General features: G+C 43.3%; 1 protein-coding gene and 1 pseudogene. Both read right to left on the minus strand.

Annotation, left to right across the window (positions count from 1 at the left end; genetic code table 11):
- Positions 1–948: pseudogene (locus tag A3757_RS21800) on the minus strand (urea ABC transporter permease subunit UrtB); the annotation flags it as partial.
- A 158-nt stretch (positions 949–1,106) separates the two neighbouring features.
- Positions 1,107–2,387 carry an urea ABC transporter substrate-binding protein gene (urtA, locus tag A3757_RS21805; protein WP_156490602.1) on the minus strand — a complete coding sequence of 427 codons (1,281 nt, stop codon included), beginning with the start codon at positions 2,385–2,387 and terminating at the stop codon, positions 1,107–1,109.
- Positions 2,388–2,648: the final 261 nt, after the last annotated feature.

Genomic DNA, 2,648 nt, shown 5'->3' on the forward strand with positions numbered 1-2,648 from the left:
CATCAGAAGCTGAACCACATAGGTGGTATAAGCGCCCAGCATGATCATCTCACCATGCGCCATATTAATAACGCCCATAACGCCAAAGGTAATTGCCAGGCCAATTGCAGCAAGCAAAAGGACAGAACCTAAGCTCAATCCGAAAAAGAGCTTATCGACAAACTGAAAGTTAGCGACTCGATCTTCAATCAGTGTTAACGCCTTTTGTGCCGCTGCCACAACGACTTCATCACTATCATTTTCAACAATTTTGGCGAGCAGATTCTTAATCTCATTTTCCAAACGACCTGCCAGGGTTTCAATTGACGCCAGTCGTTCTTCGCGAACTTTGCTGTTTTCTAAGGCATAAATAGCAAGTGCAACCCCCATCATTTCCAATACTTCTTCATCTTGCTCAGACACTTTCACTGCTTGAATGGCTTCAATCAGGCTTTCATCCAAACTTGATAGTAAAGAAGTGAGCGCTGAAAGACGCAACTCTGGGTCCTTTGCACTTAGCTGAATACGTGCAATTGCCCCACGGAGATAAGAGCGCACTTTGTTATTCACACGAACTTTCTTGTAGAGTTTCTTTTTCAATGGCTCTAACTCAGCACCGGTGAAAACTTCGTGAAAGACTTTTTCGCCATCAACTTTTTTCACCGACATAAGTGAGTTACGGTCTTTCTTAAGATAATGAAGCTGCCCCTTTAGCATCACCTGAAACATGGGGAGCAAGGTTTCCCCTGCGTGTGCTTCCAAGTCTTTCAAGATCGGAATAATCTTCTTAAGCTTGGCTTTCGTCAGTTTGCTTAAGAGCGCTTGGGTTTCGCTATCTATTGCTGTCGCAACAGTGCTTGGACTGTTCTCGGCGTTCGATGCCGCATAGCTTTGGTTGAACACCAAGCTAAACATTATCGCGAGAATAAAGGGCAGGATTCTCACCGCTGTACTCCATTTTAGGTTCATTTAACACGCAACTTCCCTGTTGTGTCTGTTCAGATATGATCTGAAGCCAAACATCATAGGGAAATTACGGGGTTGTAGGTTTAGAAATGAGGAGCACCGGACAGTGCTCCCCTTTTAAGTTGCCGAATAAATGTTTCCGGCTAGCTAAAGCTCAGGTCTTAGAAGTTCTGACCAGAACACTTAGCTGTTTTAGTATTAAAGTTGCCGCACTTAACCGGGTCAGTCCAGTCAGCAATTAGGTCTTTAGAACCTGGTAGGTAGTTAGACCAAGCATCACCAATTACTTCACCGTTAGTTTCCCAAACCACTTCAAATTGACCATCTTCTTGAATCTCGCCAATTAAAACTGGCTTACTCAAATGGTGGTTAGTATTCATAACAGCAGTACCGCCAGTCAGGTTAGGTACCGATACACCCAAGATAGCTTGCTCAACTGCGTCTACGTCAGTAGTACCCGCTTTCTCAACTGCTTTCGCCCACATTTCGAAACCAATGTAGGTCGCTTCCATTGGGTCGTTAGTCACACGCTTGTCGTCTTTGATGTAAGACTTCCAGTTTGCAATAAACTCTTCGTTTACATCACTTTCAACGCTTTGGAAGTAGTTCCAAGCTGCCAAGTGACCAACAAGTGGCTTAGTGTCTAGACCAGACAGTTCTTCTTCACCAACAGAGAATGCAACCACTGGAATATCTTCAGCAGAAATACCCTGGTTACCTAGCTCTTTATAGAAAGGAACGTTTGCATCACCATTAATTGTTGAAACAACCGCTGTCTTCTTACCTGCGCTACCGAACTTCTTGATGTCTGAAACAATTGACTGCCAATCAGAGTGACCGAAAGGCGTGTAGTTGATCATGATATCTTTTTCTGCAACGCCTTTAGCCTTAAGGTATGCCTCAAGAATCTTGTTCGTTGTACGTGGGTAAACGTAATCAGTACCTGCAAGTACCCAACGCTCAACCTCAAGGTCATTCATCAAGTAGTCAACGGCTGGAACCGCTTGCTGGTTTGGCGCAGCACCTGTGTAGAAAACATTTTTAGACGACTCTTCACCTTCGTACTGAACAGGGTAGAACAACAAACCGTTCAACTCTTCAATGACAGGAAGAACCGCTTTACGTGAAGATGACGTCCAGCAACCGAAAATTACGTCAACCTCGTCTTTAGTAAGCAGTTCACGTGTTTTCTCTGCAAATAATGGCCAGTTCGATGCGGGGTCAACCACAACAGGCTCTAGCTTCTTACCTAGCAAACCACCTTCTTTGTTCTGCTCTTCGATCATCATTAGAACCGTGTCTTTCAGTGTTGTTTCACTGATCGCCATAGTGCCTGATAGAGAGTGAAGTACACCGACTTTAATCGTGTCAGCAGCCATTGCGCTCATTGCAAATGCTGAAGCACTTGCGCTAAGAACTAAACCTTTAAGCATTTTTTTCATTGTCATGATTCTACCTTCCTCAAAATAAGACTCTTGGATAATGAGGCACTTGTTATAAATTTGGAGTTATAGCCTCTTCATGAACGATTATGAAAAATATACTGCTTCGGGGGTATTGGCTGATTGACGAATTCGACTACGTCAAATGACGTAGTCACTCTATAAACCGACTCTTACTGACACTCAATAAAGCTCGTTACAATAAGCTGCAAAGATTAAAAGACTAATAGAGATTGTTTGCTAGTATTAATAGTTAATAAA

The organism is Oleiphilus sp. HI0117 (assembly GCF_001635235.1).

Coding starts and splice junctions, on each gene's coding strand:
- urtA (WP_156490602.1), bottom strand. CDS start 2,387: ATGAAAAAAATGCTTAAAGGTTTAGTTCTTAGCGCAAGTGCTTCAGCA.